Genomic DNA, 19,644 nt, shown 5'->3' with positions numbered 1-19,644 from the left:
CATGAGCATTTGGAAAAAACACCTCACGCTACAACAACTAAATGACTTCTGCCAGCACTGTGCCTTGGCACATTTAGGCATTGAATTTACCGCACAGGGCGATGATTGGCTGGAAGCCCGTATGCCGGTGGATCACCGCACTACTCAACCCATGGGATTTTTACACGGCGGCATTTCTGCGGCACTTGCGGAAACCGTTGCTTCCACTGCCGGTTTTTGCTGTGTAGAAGCCAATCAAGCTGTCGTTGGTTTAGAGATCAATGCGAGCCATTTACGCCCGGTGAAACAAGGCTATGTTTGCGCTAAATCAAGCCCGATTCGTTTAGGTAAAAATGTACAGGTTTGGCAAATTGACATTCGAGATGCACAAGATAAACTGTGCTGCGTTTCACGTTTAACTCTTTCTATTATCACACATGACTAATTTAAAAATCGGCGTCATTCTTGCCAATTTAGGTACGCCAGACTCACCAAGTCCTAAGGATATTTCCCGTTATTTATGGCAATTTTTAACGGATCCCCGCGTGGTCGATTTGCCGCGTTGTAAATGGTATCCGTTACTTAAAGCCATTATTTTGCCGTTGCGTTCTAAACGAGTCGCAAAAGACTATCGTTCTATTTGGACCGAACAAGGTTCTCCGTTAATGGTGTTCACCGAACAACAAAAACAAGGCTTAATCGACTTCTTCCGACAACAGCAACTAGATGTGGAAATCGAAATCGGTATGACTTATGGCAATCCGTCCATGCCAAGTGCGGTGCAAAAATTAATGGATAAAAAAGTGGAACACATCATCGTACTCCCACTCTATCCACAATACAGCAGTAGTACAACAGGCGCCGTGTTCGACTCTTTTGCTGAAGCATTAAAACAGCAACGAGGCATTGTGCCCTTTGATTTTATTCATTCCTATCCGCTCAACCAACATTATATTTCCGCCCTCATTGATTCTTGCAAAGCACGGTTAAAGGCAGATGAGTTTTTACTGTTTTCCTTTCACGGCATTCCGTTGCGCTATGAAAACACCGGCGATTACTACCGTACTCACTGCCAACAAACCGCAGCCGCGGTGGCACAAGGTTTGGGGTTAAATGAAAAACAATGGGGTTTAACCTTCCAATCCCGTTTTGGTAAAGAAGAATGGTTACAACCTTATACCGATGAGTTTTTGTCTAATGCTGCAGCACAGGGCATTAAGAAAGTGGCGGTGATTTGCCCGGGATTTGCCGTGGATTGTTTAGAAACCCTGGAAGAAATTGCTGAGGAAAATAAAGACTATTTCATCTCTAACGGCGGTGAAAGTTATCAATACATTCCGGCACTGAACGCATCCCCTGCACATATCGAAACTTTAGGCAGATTAGTGATCAATCAAATGGCGAAAATGAAATGCAACAACTGCGCTTCACCAAACATTGCCATTATTCCAACCATTACGGTGCCAACGTCAAACAACCTTAGTAGCCGTTGTCATTAAAAGAAAAATAAAAAAGTGCGGTGGATTTTTGAGGTGTTAAAACACTTGGAAAATCCACCGCACTTTTGTTTTATAAGGTGCAAATAAACGCACCTTACTATGATTCTTGCTATGATTAATTCGCTTTCCACTCACCATTCACGACAGTACCAACGACGTGGTAATCATTCGAGAAGACAGCAAGGTTAGCGACTTTGCCGGCTTCAACGGAACCCAAACGATCATCGACACCGATAGCGCGTGCCGGATAAAGGTTACTCATACGAATCGCTTCGGCAAGTGGAATTTCGACATATTCCACCGCATTTTTAATGGATTCCATCATGGTGATGGAAGCCCCTGCGATCGTGCCGTTACCGTCATAGCAACGTCCTTCTTTCACATAAATGGTTTTACCCACGAAGGTGAAGGTTTCTAGTTCAGGGCCTGCACCGGCAGCTGCTAAGGAGTCGGTGACGATACAAAGTTTGTCGCCTTTCACTTTTTTATCCAAACGCACATTGCCAAAATCCACGTGTACGCCGTCCACGATAATGCCGGTATAAACATCAGAATCCAACACAGCTCCCACCACGCCCATGGCGCGACCGGAACTGACCGGCGACATGGCATTGTGTAAGTGCGTTGCGAAAGTTGCGCCTTTACGGAAAGCCGCTTTTGCCACGTCATAGGTAGCATTAGAGTGACCAACTGAAACCACGATGCCACTTTTCACAAAATCAGGCGTGTAGTTGATGGTCGGGTTTTCTGCGGCGATGGTGAGTTTGGTGATCACATCAGCGTTTTCACACAAGAAATCTTTCATTTCTGGTGAAATTTCACGGATATATTCCGGACGGTGTACGCCTTTTTTCTCTACGCTCAAATACGGTCCTTCAATATGCAAACCCAGTGCTTGGTTTTTATGCTTATTCAAATATTCACGCATAATTTTCACCGCACTTTTAATGCCTTCATCCGGTGCGGTAATAAAGGTTGGCAAGAAGCTGGTACAGCCGGATTTCAGGTTGGTCGCTTGCATGATTTCTAAGGTTTCCACGCTAGTTTGGTCGTTGAACATCACGCCACCACAACCGTTTAATTGCAAGTCAATAAAACCGGCGGTGAGGTTATGTCCTTGTAAATCAAGGGTTTTAATGCCACTTTCCAATTCGCTTTGTGGAATCACGGCTTCAATGGTTTCACCGTTAATCACCACGGCATAATCCCGTAGGATTTCGTATTTTGTGTAAATAACACAATTAATTAATGCATATTTCATTATCGCACCTTAAAAAAATAATCTTAAAATTCACCGCACTTTTGCGCTAAACATTACAACACGCTGTGAATAGCGTGACTTTCCAAGTCGGTGAAATATTTCACGGTTTTTACTTTCAACTCTTGCAACGCCGGCTCATCACACACCAACACAAAATGGCGGTGTAATTGCAATGCACTCACTGTCCACATGTGGTTTACTGCACCTTCAACCGCGGCTTGTACGGCTAACGCTTTCCCATGACCGGTGGCTAAAATCATCACTTCTTCTGCATCTAACAAGGTGCCGACACCAATGGTTAAGGCATATTTCGGCACTTTATTGACATCATTATCAAAAAAGCGGGAATTGGCGATAATCGTATCCGGTGTTAAGGTTTTAATACGGGTGCGGGAGCTCAACGAAGAAGCCGGTTCGTTAAAGGCAATATGCCCATCTACGCCAACGCCGCCCATAAATAAATGAATTTTGCCGTAAGATTTGATTTTTTCTTCATAACGACGACATTCTTCATCATGATCGTCCGTATTGCCATCCAAAATATTGATGTTTTGCGGCTGAATATCAATGTGGTTGAAAAAATTGTTGTGCATGAAGCTGTGATAGCTTTCCGGATGTTCTTTCGGAAGGCCCACATATTCATCCATGTTGAATGTGACCACATGTTTAAAACTCACTTCACCGGCTTGGTTTAAGCGGATCAGCTCTTGGTAAGTTTTAAGTGGTGTTCCGCCGGTAGGTAAACCCAATACAAACGGGCGTTCTTCGGTGGGATTAAAACGATTGATTCTGTCAACGATATGACGTGCTGCCCAACGGCTAACTTGTTGTTCGTTATGTAGAGGGATGAGGCGCATAATAAACTTCCTTTATTGTGACCGCGCTCTCTATATGTAGGGACAGGCATCAAGCCCATCCCTACGAAGTTTGCAATTTTAGACAAGCAAAAGTGCGGTCTCTTTTTCCATTAAATTAGAGATATTTCGCTTTTAATTCTTTTGCTTTGGCTAATTGTGCTTCGGTCGCTTTTGCCGTCATTGGTTCACGACAATAACCGGCATCCACACCTTCCAATTTCAACAATTCTTTGATGGTTAAATACAAACCATTCGCTAAGATACCTTCGATTAAATCATTGGTCACATGTTGAATTTCACGTGCTTCAGCCAGTTTGCCTTGTTTGGTCAAGTCAAAAATTTGTCTTGCACGAACACCGTTCACGTTGAATGTACTACCGATAGCACCATCCACACCTAAAGCCACCGCCGGCAACATCATTTCATCGAAGCCCGCCCAAATTAAGTGGTTTGGATACGCTTTTTGTAAACGTTCTAATAAGTAGAAGTCACCTGCGGTAAATTTCACGCCAAGCACTTTCGGGTTTTTGTAAAGTTCGCCGAATTGTTCTACGCCCATGTTTACGCCGGTTAAGAACGGAATGGAGTAAACGATCATGTTGTTACCGGTTTCGGCAATGATGGTGTCGTAGTAGTGTTTGATTTCAGGGAAGCTGAATTTGTAGTAGAACGGTGTTACCGCAGAAAGGCAGTCATAGCCTAATTCAGTGGCATATTTACCTAATTCCACCGCTTCGTGTAAATTCACGCTACCCACTTGTGCGATTAACGCCACTTGGTCTTTCGCTTCATCTTTTGCAATACGGAAGATTTGTTTTTTCTCTTCGGTAGAAAGCATGAAGTTTTCACCGGTAGAACCGCCCACATACAAACCATTGACTTTCATTTTGTCGATATTGTGGCGAATAATTTGGCGTAAGCCTTTTTCATTAATAGAGCCATCTTCATTAAATGACACTAATAATGCACTGAAAATACCTTTTAAATCACGCATTGTTTTCTCCTGTTTAGTATTTAATACGTTGTTCTAAAATAACATTAAGGGTTTTCTCTTTTGTCTTGATCGCTTTATCTTGCTCCGCTTGCACCAACAACGCATAAATTAAATCAAGAACGAATAATTGGGCGGTTTTAGTTCCGATAGAATCTCCTTGTAACTTGCCTTGTTTATTGCCGTTGACCAACACGAAATCGGCATGTTCGGTCAAAGGCGAGCGCATACTGTGGGTCAACGCTACGGTGGTTGCACCATTCTCTTTGGCAATTTTTAACGCATGCGCGGTTTCTTGCGAGTAGCCGGAATGACTGATACCAATGGCAACATCATTTTTTCTTAGCAATGCCACCTGCATATACATAAAGTGGTTGTTGCCGCTGGCATCCACTTGCATACCGATACGCATCAATTTGTTCTTGGCTTCTTCTGCCGTTACACCGGAAGATCCTACCCCAAAGAGAAAGACTTTATTCGCACTGCGGATCGCTTCAACCACCACTTCTAATTGGTGAAAATCTAACAAATTAATGGTTTCATCCATCACGGCATTAATTGCAGATTGCAACTTATGTGCGATTGTCTGTGAATCATCGCTTGGCAAGATTTGGGTTTCCAGCACGGTGTCATCCCGACCTTCTTGCGTTTTTGCAAGATCAATAGAAAATGCCAGTTTAAAATCGCTAAATCCTTTAAATCCTAACGTGCGACAAAAACGCACCAGCGTCGCTTCACCGACATCTAAACGTTCAGCAAGTTGGGCTAACGAATATTGCGTAACAACATTCGGCGATTGCGTGATGACATCGGCAATTTTTTTCTCTGTTTTAGTCAGGCTTTGATAAAGCGAGCTAATCGAATTGAGTACATTTCCATTTCTAACCATAACGATGCCTAATCATGACATTGCGTCAATGCCCATGCCGCTGCGCCGATCAGTCCGGCATCTTGCCCTAATTGTGCAGCCTCCAGCGGACAACGATAAATTTCCGGCATTTGCGCCAAATGCTGTTTCACCAAAGGCAAATAGCCTTCCGCCAACCCAACACTACCGCCAATCACCACCTGTTGAACATCCATACCAATCACTAAATCCGCCACTAAATTGGCAATCGCTTTTGCTGAACGAGACACAAGTGCGGTGGCTTTTTCATCCGTTTTTCTAAAACGGGCAAAGACTTCTTTTGGATCGCAAGGATCGTCCCATTGTTTGGAAACCGCTTCTATGGCGCGTCCTGAGGCAATGGCTTCGACGCAACCGATGCGACCACAACCGCACACCGGGCCATTGGGGTCGGCGACAGTATGCCCAATATGACCGGCAATGCCGTTCGGTTCGGTGAGTAATTGGTGGTTTAAAATTAACCCGCCACCTACGCCGGTCGAGACAGTGATAAATGCAAAGTTTTGCAGAGACTTTTTATCTTGCCGTTGATATTCCGCATAAGTCGCTGCCTGTGCATCATTCAATAAATACACCGGCTTGGACGTATGCTGAGAAAGGCTTTGTTTTAGAGGGAAATACGCCAGTCCGCCTAAGTTTTTCGGATTAAGTGCGGTCAATATTCCTTTATTGATGATGCCTGTGGAGGCAACCGCAACATAATCAAATTGCCCCGCATAATCCGAAAGTAATTGTGCGAGCGTTTGATGCATTGCCTCCACCACATTTTCTTGTGGTGTATGGATTTGTTGACGTTGTGTCACTTGGTTCCCTGACACAATGGCTGAGGCGATTTTCGTTCCACCAATATCTAAGGCTAAGCAACGCATCATTTTTTCCTCTTGATTATTTATTCGCAGATTTGACCGCACTTGAGAACCAGCTCACAATATGTTCTAAACGCGTTAAGGCTGAACCGACAGTCACAAAATCCGCGCCGATTTCAATGGCTTTTCTCGCCAATTCCGGCGTGTTGTAACGGCCTTCTGCCATCACTTTGCAGCCGGCGGCTTTTAAATCTTTCACTAATTGATAGTCCGGTTCCTCCGGTACAGCCCCACCTGTGTAGCCTGACATGGTGCTGCCCACAATATCAAAGCCGAGTTTTTGGCAATACAGCCCTTCTTCTAAGTTGGAGCAATCCGCCATGGCAAGACAGCCCATTTCATGAATTTTTTTAACCGTACTTTCAATATCAACAGGACGCGGACGATGGGTACCATCTACGGCAATGATATCCGCTCCGGCATGGGCTAAATCCTCAATGTCTTGTAAAAACGGCGTGATACGCACCGGGCTATCCGGCAAATCGCGTTTTACAATACCGATAATCGGCACATTGACTGTTGGACGCGTTGCTTTCAAGTTGTCCACGCCTTCAATACGCAGTCCAGCCGCCCCACCGATAACAGAGGCCTGCGCCATCGCGGCAACGATTTCCGGCTTATCCATCGGGCCATCATCAACCGGTTGGCAGGACGCAATCAAGCCATTTTGAATTTTGGCAAAAACCGCTTGGTGGGATAATTTGTGTTGAGTGAATGACATAAAAACTCCTCTTAATTTGCGGCTGCATTTGGCAGTCATTCTTGTCATCGCGCATTATATGATAACAACACTTCATTTTGAAATATATTTTTGAAGTGTTTTTCCAATGATGTGATCTACCTCTCATTTCTGAAATAAAACTTCAGAATCTATTTGAAAATGATTTTTTTACTTTAGAATGGAATCAAGTTGTAATCTAACCAGGTGTTTAACATCAATTAACTGACCATGACAGGAGTGTAACTTATGAAACTCGCTAAACTTTTTCTCGCCACCGCCATTGCACTAGGTGTCACTTCCGCTGCTCACGCCGCAGAGTACGATTTAAAATTCGGTATGAACGCCGGCACATCATCTAATGAATACAAAGCCGCTGAAATGTTTGCCAAAGAAGTGAAAGAAAAGTCTAACGGCAAAATTGACATTTCGCTTTATCCAAGCTCTCAATTAGGTGATGACCGCGCCATGTTAAAACAACTCAAAGACGGTGCGTTAGACTTCACGTTTGCGGAATCCGCCCGTTTCCAATTGTTCTATCCTGAAGCCGCGGTATTTGCGTTACCTTACGTCATCAGTGACTACAGCGTGGCACAAAAAGCCTTATTTGACACCGCATTTGGTAAAGACTTAATCCAAAAAATGAATAAAGAATTAGGCTTAACGTTATTGTCCCAAGCCTATAACGGTACTCGTCAAACCACCTCTAACCGTGCCATCAACAGCATTGCTGACATGAAGGGCTTAAAATTACGCGTACCAAACGCGGCAACTAACTTGGCGTACGCAAAATATGTGGGTGCATCCCCAACACCAATGGCATTCTCCGAAGTGTATTTAGCATTACAAACGAACTCCGTTGACGGTCAAGAAAACCCATTGGCAACCGTTCAAGCACAAAAATTCTATGAAGTGCAAAAATACTTGGCAATGACCAACCACATTTTGAATGACCAACTTTATCTTGTAAGTAACGAAACCTTTGCAGACTTGCCGGCTGACTTACAAAAAGTCGTCAAAGATGCGGCTCAAAAAGCGGCAGAATACCACACCAAATTATTCGTTGATGGTGAAAAAGACTTAGTCACTTTCTTTGAAAAACAAGGTGTCACCGTGACCTATCCGGATCTTGCACCGTTCAAAGAAGCCATGAAACCTTTCTATGCTGACTTTGTAAAACAAACCGGTGCGAAAGGCGAAGAAGCACTTAAACAAATTCAAGCTGTAAGCAAATAATTCCCTTATTCGTGCCTGTTTCGGCAGGCACGCTTTTTCTCTCCTTTATTATTCAACGGAGTTGAATATGAAAATCTTTAATAAACTCGAAGAATGGATCGGTGGGGCATTATTCCTCGTGATATTCTGCATTCTTGTTTTGCAAATTCTATTCAGACAAGCTTTCCACTCCCCATTAATTTGGAGTGAAGAACTTGCCAAATTGCTGTTCGTTTATGTCGGTATGCTCGGCATTAGCGTTGCCGTCAGAAAACAAGAGCACGTTTATATCGACTTCTTGACTAACTTAATGCCACCGGCAGTCAAAAAAATCACCAATACATTCGTACAAATCGTGATTTTCCTCGGTGTGATTTTCTTTATCCACTTTGGTATCAAAACCTATTTAGGTGCCAGTTTCCCGATTGATGCGTTAGGCGGTATTTCTGAAAAATGGATCTATGCCTCCTTACCAATCATTGCCGTATTGATGCTCGTTCGCTTCTTCCAAGCGCAAGCAGACAACTTCAAACAAAACAAAAGCTATTTGCCGGCAACCTTCTTTATCGTAAGTGCAGTCGTTTTATTGGGTATTTTATTCCTTGCCCCTGACTGGTACAAAGTCTTCCGCGTTACCGAATATGTTAAATTGGGCGCAAATACCGTTTATGTGGCATTGCTTTTCTGGTTAGTGATTATGTTCTTGGGCGTACCAGTGGGCTGGTCATTATTTATCACGACCCTACTTTACTTCTCCATGACTCGTTGGAATGTGGTCAATGCAGCTTCTGATAAACTCACCATGAGTTTAAATAGTTTCCCGCTCCTTGCCGTGCCGTTCTATATTCTCACCGGCATTCTAATGAACACCGGCGGTATCACCGAACGTATCTTTAACTTTGCCAAAGCCTTACTTGGCCACTACACCGGCGGTATGGGACACGTTAATATCGGTGCAAGCTTGTTATTCTCCGGGATGTCCGGTTCTGCACTTGCCGATGCAGGTGGTTTAGGTCAATTAGAAATCAAAGCCATGCGTGATGCAGGCTATGATGATGACATCTGCGGCGGTATCACGGCAGCCTCTTGTATTATCGGTCCATTGGTTCCGCCAAGTATTGCCATGATCATTTACGGTGTTATCGCAAACGAATCTATTGCAAAACTCTTTATTGCCGGCTTTGTGCCGGGCGTGTTGGTCACCATCGCCTTAATGGCAATGAACTACTATGTTTCCAAGAAACGAGGCTATCCAAGAACACCAAAAGCTTCTCGTGAAGAACTTTGCTCTTCATTCAAAAAAGCATTCTGGGCAATTTTAACCCCAATATTGATTATCGGCGGTATCTTCTCCGGTTTATTCAGCCCGACAGAATCTGCGGTGGTTGCAGCAACTTATTCTGTGATTATCGGTAAATTCGTCTATAAAGAATTAACCTTGAAAATGCTCTTCAACAGCTGCGTGGAAGCCATGTCCATTACCGGTGTTGTTGCCTTAATGATTATGACCGTCACCTTCTTCGGTGACATGATTGCCCGTGAACAAGTGGCAATGCGTATTGCAGACGTCTTCGTTGCTGTAGCGGATTCTCCGTTAATGGTGTTAGTCATGATCAATGCCTTGTTATTGTTCCTCGGTATGTTCATTGACGCCTTAGCATTACAATTCCTTGTATTGCCAATGTTAATTCCAATCGCCATGCAATTCGGTATCGACCTTGTGTTCTTCGGTGTTATGACAACCTTGAACATGATGATCGGCATCTTAACCCCACCGATGGGAATGGCGTTATTCGTGGTCGCACGTGTGGGTAACATGTCTGTGTCCACCGTAACGAAAGGTGTATTGCCGTTCTTAATCCCGATTTTCGTGACCTTGGTGTTAATTACCATCTTCCCAAGTATCATCACATTCATTCCGAATTTGTTAATACCTTAGGACACTAAAAGTGCGGTTGCAAAACGCAGTAAATTTGAACCGCACTTTCACCCTACACATAAAAGACCTATTCTGCCGTTGACGAATAGCCCAAATCACTCCAAACGAGGTTTATTATGAAATTTCAAAAAACAACATTCGCCACCCTCTTCTTAGCGGCAACCACTTTTGCGGTAACCGCACACGCTGCTGCTTATCCTGATTTACCGGTAGGCATTAAAAGCGGTGCCGGTGCGTTAATTGGCGATACCGTTTATGTGGGCTTAGGTACAGGCGGTGACAAATTCTATGCGTTAGACTTAAAAACCCCGAACGCGCAATGGAAAGAAATCGCCGCATTCCCGGGCGGTGACCGTAACCAACCGGTGGCTGCGGCTGTTGACGGCAAATTATATGTCTTCGGCGGATTACAAAAAAATGAAAAAGGCAAATTACAATTCGTCAACGATGCTTACAGCTATAACCCGGCTGATAATACTTGGAGCAAATTACCCACCCGCTCACCACGCGGTTTAGTCGGTTCTACCGGCGCATCACATGGTGACAAAGTGTATATCGTGGGCGGTTCTAACTTGTCTATTTTCAACGGTTTCTTCCAAGACACTGTTGCGGCTGGGGAAGACAAAGCGAAAAAAGACGAAATCACCAAAGCGTATTTTGAACAACGTCCGGAAGACTATTTCTTCACAACCGAATTGTTAAGCTATGAGCCATCTACCAATAAATGGCGCAACGAAGGTCGCGTACCCTTCTCCGGTCGTGCCGGTGCGGCATTTACCATTCAAGGTGATGATTTAGTTGTCGTTAGCGGTGAAATCAAACCGGGCTTGCGTACGGCAGAAACCCACGCCGGTAAATTCACGGCGAAAGGCGTTCAATGGAAAAACCTGCCTGATTTACCGGCACCAAAAGGTCAAAGCCAAGATGGTTTGGCGGGAGCAATGGCAGGTTACAGCCACGGTCATTACTTAGTCACCGGTGGTGCAAACTTCCCAGGTTCCGTAAAACAATTTAAAGAAGGAAAACTTCACGCTCACCAAGGCTTAAGCAAAGCATGGCATAAAGATATTTATACGTTAAACAACGGCAAATGGAACATCATTGGCGAATTGCCGGCAGGCATCGGTTACGGTGTTGCCGTGTCTTATGACAACAAAGTATTGCTCATTGGTGGGGAAACCGATGGTGGCAAAGCCTTAACCTCTGTTCAAAGCATGAGCTATGACGGCAAACAATTAAAAGTAGAATAATCTTCTTTGGGTTTCAAATTAACGGATTAAGCGTGCTTGATCCGTTAATTTGTTTTTAAGTTAAGCATCGTGCCAACAGATTCGTGATAGCTCTCACAAATACGAAAGTTTTCATTTGAAAAGCGAAATCCTCTCGCGCTATGCTACGCAGACCTCAAAAATTATTTTATGAATCAAAAAATTAAAGGAGTTCTTATGAGTATTCTCAGTTATGCCCAAAAAATCGGGCAAGCCTTAATGGTGCCGGTGGCGGTATTACCGGCAGCCGCCGTACTAATGGGGATCGGTTATTGGCTAGACCCGGACGGTTGGGGGGCGAATAGCCAACTTGCCGCCTTGCTCATCAAATCCGGTGCTGCCATCATCGACAACATGGGCTTATTATTTGCCGTGGGCGTGGCTTTCGGTTTATCTAAAGACAAACACGGCTCAGCCGCTCTTTCCGGTTTAGTAGGTTACTATGTCGTGACCACCCTACTCGCACCGGGTGGTGTAGCCCAATTACAACATATCGATCCAAGCCAAGTGCCTGCTGCTTTCGGTAAAATCAATAACCAATTTATCGGGATCTTAATCGGTGTGCTTTCTGCTGAACTTTACAACCGTTTCTATCAAGTAGAGTTGCCGAAAGCGCTGTCCTTCTTCAGCGGAAAACGTTTGGTCCCAATCGTGGTCTCTTTCGCCATGATTGCCCTTTCTTTCATTCTGCTTTATGTATGGCCTTACATCTTCAACGCCTTAGTGTCTTTCGGTGAATCCATCAAAGATTTAGGCGCTGTGGGTGCGGGTATTTACGGTTTCTTCAACCGTCTATTAATTCCGGTTGGCTTACACCACGCGTTAAACTCGGTATTCTGGTTTGACGTGGCAGGCATTAACGATATTCCGAATTTCTTAGGTGGCGCTAAATCCATTGCTGAAGGCACTGCTACGGTAGGTGTCACCGGTATGTACCAAGCCGGTTTCTTCCCGGTCATGATGTTCGGTTTACCGGGTGCAGCATTGGCAATTTACCAATGTGCAAAACCAAGCCAAAAAGTGAAAGTGGCGTCCATCATGTTAGCGGGCGCATTTGCTTCTTTCTTCACCGGTATCACCGAACCGCTTGAATTCTCCTTCATGTTCGTTGCTCCGATTCTTTATGTATTACACGCATTATTAACCGGTATTTCCGTGTTTATCGCAGCAAGTATGCACTGGATTGCAGGCTTCGGCTTCAGTGCCGGTTTAGTGGATATGGTGTTGTCCTCACGCAACCCATTAGCCGTTGACTGGTACATGTTATTGGTACAAGGCTTAGTCTTCTTCACCATTTACTATGCAGTCTTCCGTTTTGCTATCCAAGCCTTCAACTTAAAAACCATCGGTCGTACGGAAAACACAGAAGAGTCTGTCGCAGCACAACCTTCCACCAACCAATCACGCGAAGAAAGGGCGGTCAAATTTATTGACGCTTTAGGCGGTGCGGATAACTTCAAAACAATTGACGCTTGTATTACGCGTTTACGTTTAACTTTAGTGGATCGCAATAAGATCAACGAAGAACAATTAAAATCGCTCGGGTCTAAAGGCAACGTGAAACTAGGGAATGATGGTTTACAAGTCATTCTGGGAACAGAAGCGGAATTGGTTGCAGAAGCCATTAAGGCGAAAGTGAAATAGTGCAAATCATACTAAACAACGAATGCGTTTAAATTAACGAACATGTTTAAATTGATGTTGCAACACAATTTATCAGACGATCAGCGTCTGTCTCTCTAAAAAAATGGCACCCTTAACGAAGGGTGCCAATCATATAAAGTTCCTAATAAATGCTTAGTCTTTTTGCGTATTATAAGCTTCTAATGCGCGTAAAGAATAGGTGTAAGCCGCACCTGCATTTAATGCGATAGACATCGCTAAGGCTGCTGCCACTTCTTCTTCGGTTGCGCCGGCTTTTACCGCTTCGGCTGCGTGTACGCCGATACAGCTTTCGCAACGGGTGGTCACAGCCACGGCAAGGGCGATTAATTCACGGGTTTTCACATCTAAAACATTGCCTTCTGCTGCGGCTGCGCCTAGTGCACCGTAGGCTTGTAACATTTTCGGATGTTTTTTACCTAATTCGCCGAATGATTTTTTTACATGGGCAACATCATTTTTCCAATCTGCAAACATGATTTTTCTCCTTAATTTAGGTTGGAATCCATTTAAATTTCGCAACAAATTATAGGCAAATTCGTCTATCATACTTGCTCATTCGTCTTAACTTTTATGCGTAAAATCTCATTATGGACTGTTTAGATAAACTCATTCAGCTGGCACAGGTGAGTGGTGAAGTGAATATTCGCTGCCTGTTTCAAGGACAGTGGCAAATTCAACCGAATATCGCCGAAAATCAATATGTGGGCGCATTTCACTTGATTGAGCAGGGCGAATGCTGGCTCACGCTAGATAAAAAACAAATTCATTTGCAAGCGGGCGATATCTTTTTTCTCCCGCAAAATCGACCGCACTTAATTGCCGGACAGGCACAGAATTTGTCGGAAAATAATGTGCCCCATGCCCAAGATAACCGTTCTACGTTGTTTAAAGTGTATAGCATTGGGCAGAATTCGGCAGATTTGAAAATGTTCTGCGGTTTGTTTTATTACAGCAAGCCCTCCCTGCTTATTGATTCGTTACCGGAATATTTGCATTTATCGCTCAATGACACCCCGGTGCAACCGCTGATTCGCTTAATGCAACAGGAGGCGGATAATCATCAAAGCGGTGCAAAATCGCTGATGGATGCCTTAGTTACTGTGTTGTTTATTTATATTTTACGCCACGGACTACAAGCCAATCGGCTTCATTGCGGATTATTTGCCGGGTTACAAGACAAGCGCTTAGGCAAGGTATTAGAGCAGTTATTTAATGCGCCGCAACAGTCGTGGAATATGGATGCCTTGGCAGCGTTGGCCGCGATGTCGCGGGCGAATTTTATGCGGGTATTTCAGCAAAAAATCGGTATGGCACCGGGCAAATTCTTAACGCAACTGCGTTTGCAAGAAGCCGCGTTATTGTTAAATAAAACACAAAAAAATATTTTGTCGGTGGCATTGGAGGTGGGCTATCAATCGGAAGCGCATTTTAGCAAAGCCTTTAAAGCACTGTATGGCATGACCCCAAGTCAATATCGAAAAGCCGAACAGGTTTAGGCGATATTGGCGTTTTACGCTATAATGTATTCCATATAGGCAACAGCGTGGTTGCCTTTTATTTTTAAGGAAAGAGGACATGTTAAATAAAATTTTTAGTTGGTTTGAGCATCGCTTGAACCCCTATCCCGACCAAGCGCCGAAAACACCGGATAAAGGGTTGTTCCGCTTTATTTGGTCTAGCATTGAGGGAATGAAGGGTTGGATTTTGCTGTTAGCGGTGCTGACGATCGGCAACGGTGTGATGGAAGCCATGTTATTCCAATTTATGGGCTTGTTGGTGGATTGGTTAGGGACTTATACCCCAGCAACCTTATGGCAGGAAAAAGGCCATTGGCTCATGGGGATGGGCGGCTTGTTGGTCTTTAGCATTATGTGGCTGTTTTTAGCCTCTGCAGTGCGTTTACAAACTTTACAAGGCGTGTTTCCGATGCGCCTGCGCTGGAATTTCCATCGTCTGATGTTGGGGCAAAGTTTAAGTTTTTACCAAGACGAATTTGCCGGCAGGGTGTCAGCCAAAGTCATGCAGACAGCTTTAGCAGTGCGTGATACAGTGCTGACCATCGCCGATATGTTAGTTTATGTGGTAGTGTATTTTGTCACCTCTGGCTTGGTGTTAGCCTCATTAGATAGTTGGTTCCTTGTGCCTTTCTTCGTTTGGATTGTACTGTTTATCACCATTTTGCGTTTGTTAATTCCCCGTCTTTCCAAAACGGCGCAACGTCAGGCGGATGCCCGTTCATTAATGACAGGGCGAATCACTGATGCCTATTCCAATATTGCTACGGTGAAACTCTTTTCCCATGGTGATCGAGAAGCAAGTTATGCCAAACGTTCTATGGAAGAATTTATGGTCACGGTGCACGCCCAAATGCGTTTGGCAACGTCGTTAGACAGCTTAACTTACATCAATAATGTCGTGTTGATTTTAAGTACGGCAATCATTGGTGTTCTGCTATGGCAACAAAACCTCGTTGGCGTCGGCGCCATTGCCACTTCCACCGCCATGGCATTACGCGTTCATGGCTTGTCCCGTTGGATTATGTGGGAATCGGCACGTTTGTTTGAAAATATCGGTACGGTCAATGACGGTATGAATACGCTGACTAAGCCGCAGACTATTTTAGATAAGCCGAATTGCCTGCCACTAAAAGTGACGCAGGGTGAGATTAAATTCAATGACCTGAGTTTTGCCTATGATCCGGCAAAACCTTTATTGCGCCATTTTAATTTAACCATTAAACCGGGTGAAAAAGTGGGCTTAATCGGACGTTCCGGCGCGGGTAAATCCACCATTGTGAATTTATTATTGCGTTTCTATGAAGCCCAGCATGGATCCATTACCATTGATGGACAAAATATCATGGATGTGCAACAGGAAAGCCTGCGTAGTCAAATCGGCTTGGTGACGCAAGATACCTCGTTATTGCACCGTTCCGTGCGTGATAATATCGTGTACGGCAGACCAAACGCCACCGAGCAGGAAATGTTTGATGCGGCTGAACGTGCCGAAGCGGCGGATTTTATTCCGTTTTTAAGTGATGCGCAGGGACGCAAGGGGTATGATGCCCATGTTGGCGAACGTGGTGTAAAACTCTCCGGTGGGCAACGCCAACGTATCGCCATTGCCCGCGTGATGTTAAAAGATGCGCCGATTTTGTTATTGGACGAGGCCACCAGTGCGTTAGATTCCGAAGTAGAAGCGGCGATCCAAGAAAGCCTAGATAAAATGATGGAAAATAAAACCGTTATCGCCATCGCGCACCGTTTATCTACCATTGCCGCGATGGATCGTCTGATTGTGTTGGATCACGGACAAATCGTAGAACAAGGTACCCATGCCGAACTGCTCGCACAAAACGGTCTCTACGCCAAATTATGGCAACACCAAAGCGGTGGTTTTTTGAGTGAACATACGGATTAAAAACATTTCAAAAAACGACCGCACTTTAAAACCAAAATACCGAGCATTATGGCTCGGTATTTTATTTGATTAATCAATGCCTAAGACTTTACGACCGTTGATACTGGCGATATTCACCATGGCATCTAAATCCGGGAAACGACAACCGGCAGCCAATAAGCTCAATTCCTGCCACATGTCCCCTTCGCACAACGGCACCATGTAATCACAAATATTATCCGTACCAATCGCCACCGTAATGCCTTCCGGAATCATCTCATCGGCTGGAGTTAACGCATTGTGGAACGGCATGAGTTCTTCTTTACGATTACTGTCAATCCATGCCATCGGGCAAGCAATCATCATCATTTGTGCTTGGCGCATTTTTTCATAAAGACGATAACGATATTCTTTGGAATGCGATCCAATGGAGATGCCGTGAATGGCGACCACGCGCCCTTGCATACCGTGTTCAATGGTTTTGTCACACAACTGTTCTGTTTCAATTTCTGTCGGTGAATTAAATTGATCCACGTGAACATGACACATAATGCCGCGTGATTTGGCGGTATCCAACAAAATATCCATGGCTTCCAAACCACGTCCATAATCTAATTCATCACGGTATGGCAAGCCACCAATCATATCCACCATCTCGGAACCGATGTCAAACCATTTGCGCGCAGTGGGCTCAATCACGCCTTTTAAAGTTTGGTTCGCAAATTTCAAGACGATGTCATGCTTATAGACTTCACGTGCCTTGTGGGCGGCGATAATCGCTCGGTCTTCACACACCGGGTCAATGTCCACAAACGTACCGAAAGCCGTCACCCCTTGGGAAATCATCAATTCAATAGATTGGCAAAAACGGGCATAGTAATCGTCCACTGAAGAGGTGCGTTTCACCTCATCTACTAAATCCCATTTTTGTTGCAAATTACAGCTTTGATAAATGCCAATTTTTTCCGGTGTCATGGTAAAGGCACGATCCGCATGCGCATGCGCATTCACCCAGCCGCCTTTTTTAATAATTTCATCGCGAATATAAGTTTTAAAACTACGAACGTGACTTTTCGTCATAGTGACTCCATAAGTAAATTTGAAGGATAGGCAGGGAGCAAATAGAAAAAAATCCTCATAAAAGAGGATTTTGTATTAATTGAAAATAGGCAGGCGTTCAATGACAATGCATTGAAATAACAGATAATGTTATAAAAAATTCGCAGATTTTTAATTAATAACATCGTATTTGTCCTAATGAAATTGCGCGCTAGTATAAAACCCGGCGGCACAAAAATATAATTGATTCTGGCTATTAGTCAGGCGCATTTTCAATCATTTTTCTAAAAATGATCGCTCTTTATTGAACACTTCTAAGAACAAACCTAACGGCGGTCTTTCTGATGAAATCTTCTGATAAGTGCGGTCATATTTTTGATAGTTTCCACGCGCATCAATATGATATTGCGTGCCGTCCGGCAGAATAATCACATTCCAACGATAATTGGAAACTAAGACCCAATCTGTAGCTTGTTTTAAATCGAATAAATCGCGCCCTTGCGCATAATCCCTGATCGGATTTTTTACGTTGAAAACGTGTTTCATCAACGCCGGCAATAAATCGACATGAGCAGTTAATTTCGTGATTTTTGTCGCCGGCAAATCCTGCCAGTGCACAATCATCGGTACTTGCACTTCATCACGAGAGAAATCGTTGTTCTCTTCTTTCTCTGTTAACGTGCTGAAACGATAGCCATGTTCTGCAGTAATCACCACAATCGTGTTCGGCAAATCCAATTCCGGCAAGAGTTGACCGAAAAGTTCATCCAGTTTGCCAAGCTGTTGCTGATACTTATCTTGCGCCAAATTGGGTTCAATATTTAAACTCAAATATCCCCAAAACGGTTTTTCCTGTTGTTTAGCGGAATCCAACCAGCGTTTCAAGGACTGCACCGCAGCTGGGTTGCTATTATCACCGCTTAACTTCGCTTTCGGATAAATTGCACGACGGAAAATCGCGTTATCAAATTTATTCGCAGAAAATAAGCCTTGCACATATTGTTGCTGTGCAAAACGTTCAACCAAAACAGAGGACGTCTTATTGCTGAGCAGGCTGTCGGTATAGCTGCCGTTTAATCCGTAAAATAACCCGGTTAAGCCGGCATTGTTATTATTGCCGCTACTGTAATGGTTGGTAAATTGCATGGAACGTTGGGCAAACTCCGCCAAATTCGGCATGGTCTCCATATCAACGGCATCATAACGTAAACCGGAAACCGTAATCAGCAACACGTTAGTCTTTTCTTGCGGTGCCTCAAAAAGCAATGGATTTTTCGGGTAATTAATCGCTAACGCGTCTAAACGCCCTTCTTGTTCGAGGCGTTGGGAATATTCTTGCTTATTGATAAAACCATGTTTTTCCAAGAAAGAGCGCGCTGTCATCGGATAAGACAGCGGGAAATTGGAACGTTGCATCGTAATCGGACGATATAAATAAGCATCCGCCCACGCATAAATCAGATGAGTGGCAATAAAAGTGCAAACAAAAAAGACGCCAACACCTCTTAACCATTTTTGTCGTTCCAAACTACGCAGCTTTTGCCAAGACCAGCGGGAAAACAACATTTGCACTAATAGAATCAACGGCATCGGCGTAAAGAACAGTTGCCAGTTACGCGACAATTCGCCGTTTTCCGGATTCACCAACAAATTCCAAACAAGGGAAGATAAATGCAGGTTAAACCGCACAAAAACTTCCGTGTCAACCAATAATAAAGTATTGCCGATTGTGGCAAGAATGACCGTGAGTCCACGAAAAGTGCGATGGTTCTTCACGATAAAACTGAGGGGGAAGATCACCAACAAATAAAAGGCGAATACAATGAAACTAAAATGCCCTAATAAGCTGATGAAAAAGTAAATTTTGCCAAAGAGCGTATCCGGCCAGTCAATAATAAACGCATAGCGGGCACCGATAAAAATGGCCCAAAGAATATTAAAAAAAGCAAACCAGTGCCCCCACGAAATCTTCTGTGAGGTTTCTTCACGATATTGTCTGCTGTTGAATTTCCACATTGCCA

The 19,644-nt window shown here is 44.1% G+C and carries 17 protein-coding genes; 8 read left to right on the top strand and 9 right to left on the bottom strand.

Annotation, left to right across the window (positions count from 1 at the left end; genetic code table 11):
* Position 1 precedes the first annotated feature (1 nt).
* Positions 2-424 (top strand): hotdog fold thioesterase, encoded by a 423-nt coding sequence (locus AC30SF_RS01910; protein WP_489607386.1) that lies wholly within the window; start codon positions 2-4, stop codon positions 422-424.
* Positions 417-1,478: a ferrochelatase gene (gene hemH / locus AC30SF_RS01905; RefSeq protein WP_109127985.1), complete on the top strand. Its 1,062-nt coding sequence runs from the start codon at positions 417-419 to the stop codon at positions 1,476-1,478. The genes AC30SF_RS01910 and hemH overlap by 8 nt, the downstream gene beginning before the upstream one ends.
* Positions 1,479-1,593: 115 nt before the next feature.
* Here the strand turns inward: hemH and nagA are convergent, their stop codons facing one another.
* From nagA to AC30SF_RS01875, 6 genes are all read right to left on the bottom strand, one after another.
* Positions 1,594-2,739, bottom strand: coding sequence for an N-acetylglucosamine-6-phosphate deacetylase (gene nagA / locus AC30SF_RS01900; RefSeq protein WP_489607385.1), 1,146 nt, complete (start codon positions 2,737-2,739; stop codon positions 1,594-1,596).
* 53 nt (positions 2,740-2,792) lie between these two features.
* Positions 2,793-3,596, bottom strand: a complete 804-nt coding sequence (gene nagB, locus AC30SF_RS01895) for a glucosamine-6-phosphate deaminase (RefSeq protein ID WP_021615788.1) — start codon at positions 3,594-3,596, stop codon at positions 2,793-2,795.
* A 115-nt stretch (positions 3,597-3,711) separates the two neighbouring features.
* A complete protein-coding gene (nanA, locus tag AC30SF_RS01890; RefSeq protein WP_021615789.1) occupies positions 3,712-4,590 on the bottom strand; it encodes an N-acetylneuraminate lyase in 879 nt (292 codons plus the stop codon).
* Positions 4,591-4,603: 13 nt separating this feature from the next.
* On the bottom strand, positions 4,604-5,476 hold the full coding sequence (locus tag AC30SF_RS01885; protein WP_209363269.1) for a MurR/RpiR family transcriptional regulator: 873 nt from the start codon (positions 5,474-5,476) through the stop codon (positions 4,604-4,606).
* A gap of 8 nt (positions 5,477-5,484) precedes the next feature.
* A complete protein-coding gene (locus AC30SF_RS01880; protein ID WP_489608298.1) occupies positions 5,485-6,363 on the bottom strand; it encodes an N-acetylmannosamine kinase in 879 nt (292 codons plus the stop codon).
* A 16-nt stretch (positions 6,364-6,379) separates the two neighbouring features.
* Positions 6,380-7,081: an N-acetylmannosamine-6-phosphate 2-epimerase gene (locus tag AC30SF_RS01875; protein WP_489607384.1), complete on the bottom strand. Its 702-nt coding sequence runs from the start codon at positions 7,079-7,081 to the stop codon at positions 6,380-6,382.
* Between the two features lie 246 nt (positions 7,082-7,327).
* Here AC30SF_RS01875 and AC30SF_RS01870 point away from each other — a divergent pair, with 246 nt between their 5' ends.
* The 4 genes from AC30SF_RS01870 to nagE all read left to right on the top strand — a co-directional run bounded on the left by AC30SF_RS01870 (position 7,328) and on the right by nagE (position 13,144).
* Positions 7,328-8,314: a sialic acid TRAP transporter substrate-binding protein SiaP gene (locus AC30SF_RS01870; RefSeq protein ID WP_489607383.1), complete on the top strand. Its 987-nt coding sequence runs from the start codon at positions 7,328-7,330 to the stop codon at positions 8,312-8,314.
* A 67-nt stretch (positions 8,315-8,381) separates the two neighbouring features.
* A complete protein-coding gene (locus AC30SF_RS01865; RefSeq protein WP_489607382.1) occupies positions 8,382-10,232 on the top strand; it encodes a TRAP transporter large permease subunit in 1,851 nt (616 codons plus the stop codon).
* A gap of 116 nt (positions 10,233-10,348) precedes the next feature.
* A complete protein-coding gene (locus AC30SF_RS01860) occupies positions 10,349-11,482 on the top strand; it encodes an N-acetylneuraminate epimerase (RefSeq protein WP_489607381.1) in 1,134 nt (377 codons plus the stop codon).
* Positions 11,483-11,677: 195 nt separating this feature from the next.
* On the top strand, positions 11,678-13,144 hold the full coding sequence (gene nagE / locus AC30SF_RS01855; protein WP_489607380.1) for an N-acetylglucosamine-specific PTS transporter subunit IIBC: 1,467 nt from the start codon (positions 11,678-11,680) through the stop codon (positions 13,142-13,144).
* A 153-nt stretch (positions 13,145-13,297) separates the two neighbouring features.
* On the opposite strand, the gene AC30SF_RS01850 is transcribed toward nagE, so the two are convergent.
* Positions 13,298-13,639: a carboxymuconolactone decarboxylase family protein gene (locus AC30SF_RS01850; protein ID WP_033002463.1), complete on the bottom strand. Its 342-nt coding sequence runs from the start codon at positions 13,637-13,639 to the stop codon at positions 13,298-13,300.
* 113 nt (positions 13,640-13,752) lie between these two features.
* Here AC30SF_RS01850 and AC30SF_RS01845 point away from each other — a divergent pair, with 113 nt between their 5' ends.
* Both AC30SF_RS01845 and AC30SF_RS01840 read left to right on the top strand, forming a co-directional pair.
* A complete protein-coding gene (locus AC30SF_RS01845; protein WP_489607379.1) occupies positions 13,753-14,661 on the top strand; it encodes a cupin domain-containing protein in 909 nt (302 codons plus the stop codon).
* Between the two features lie 79 nt (positions 14,662-14,740).
* Complete coding sequence (locus AC30SF_RS01840) at positions 14,741-16,585, top strand: ABC transporter ATP-binding protein (RefSeq protein WP_489607378.1); 1,845 nt, start codon at positions 14,741-14,743, stop codon at positions 16,583-16,585.
* A 69-nt stretch (positions 16,586-16,654) separates the two neighbouring features.
* Here AC30SF_RS01840 and AC30SF_RS01835 read toward each other — a convergent pair whose 3' ends face one another.
* Positions 16,655-17,644, bottom strand: a complete 990-nt coding sequence (locus tag AC30SF_RS01835) for an amidohydrolase family protein (protein ID WP_021615183.1) — start codon at positions 17,642-17,644, stop codon at positions 16,655-16,657.
* A 255-nt stretch (positions 17,645-17,899) separates the two neighbouring features.
* Positions 17,900-19,639, bottom strand: a complete 1,740-nt coding sequence (locus tag AC30SF_RS01830; RefSeq protein WP_489607377.1) for a DUF3413 domain-containing protein — start codon at positions 19,637-19,639, stop codon at positions 17,900-17,902.
* Positions 19,640-19,644: the final 5 nt, after the last annotated feature.

The organism is Aggregatibacter valvarum, from assembly GCF_980468985.1.
The sequence above is the reverse complement of the archived record's forward strand: the minus strand, read 5'-3'. Positions and strand labels throughout refer to the sequence as shown.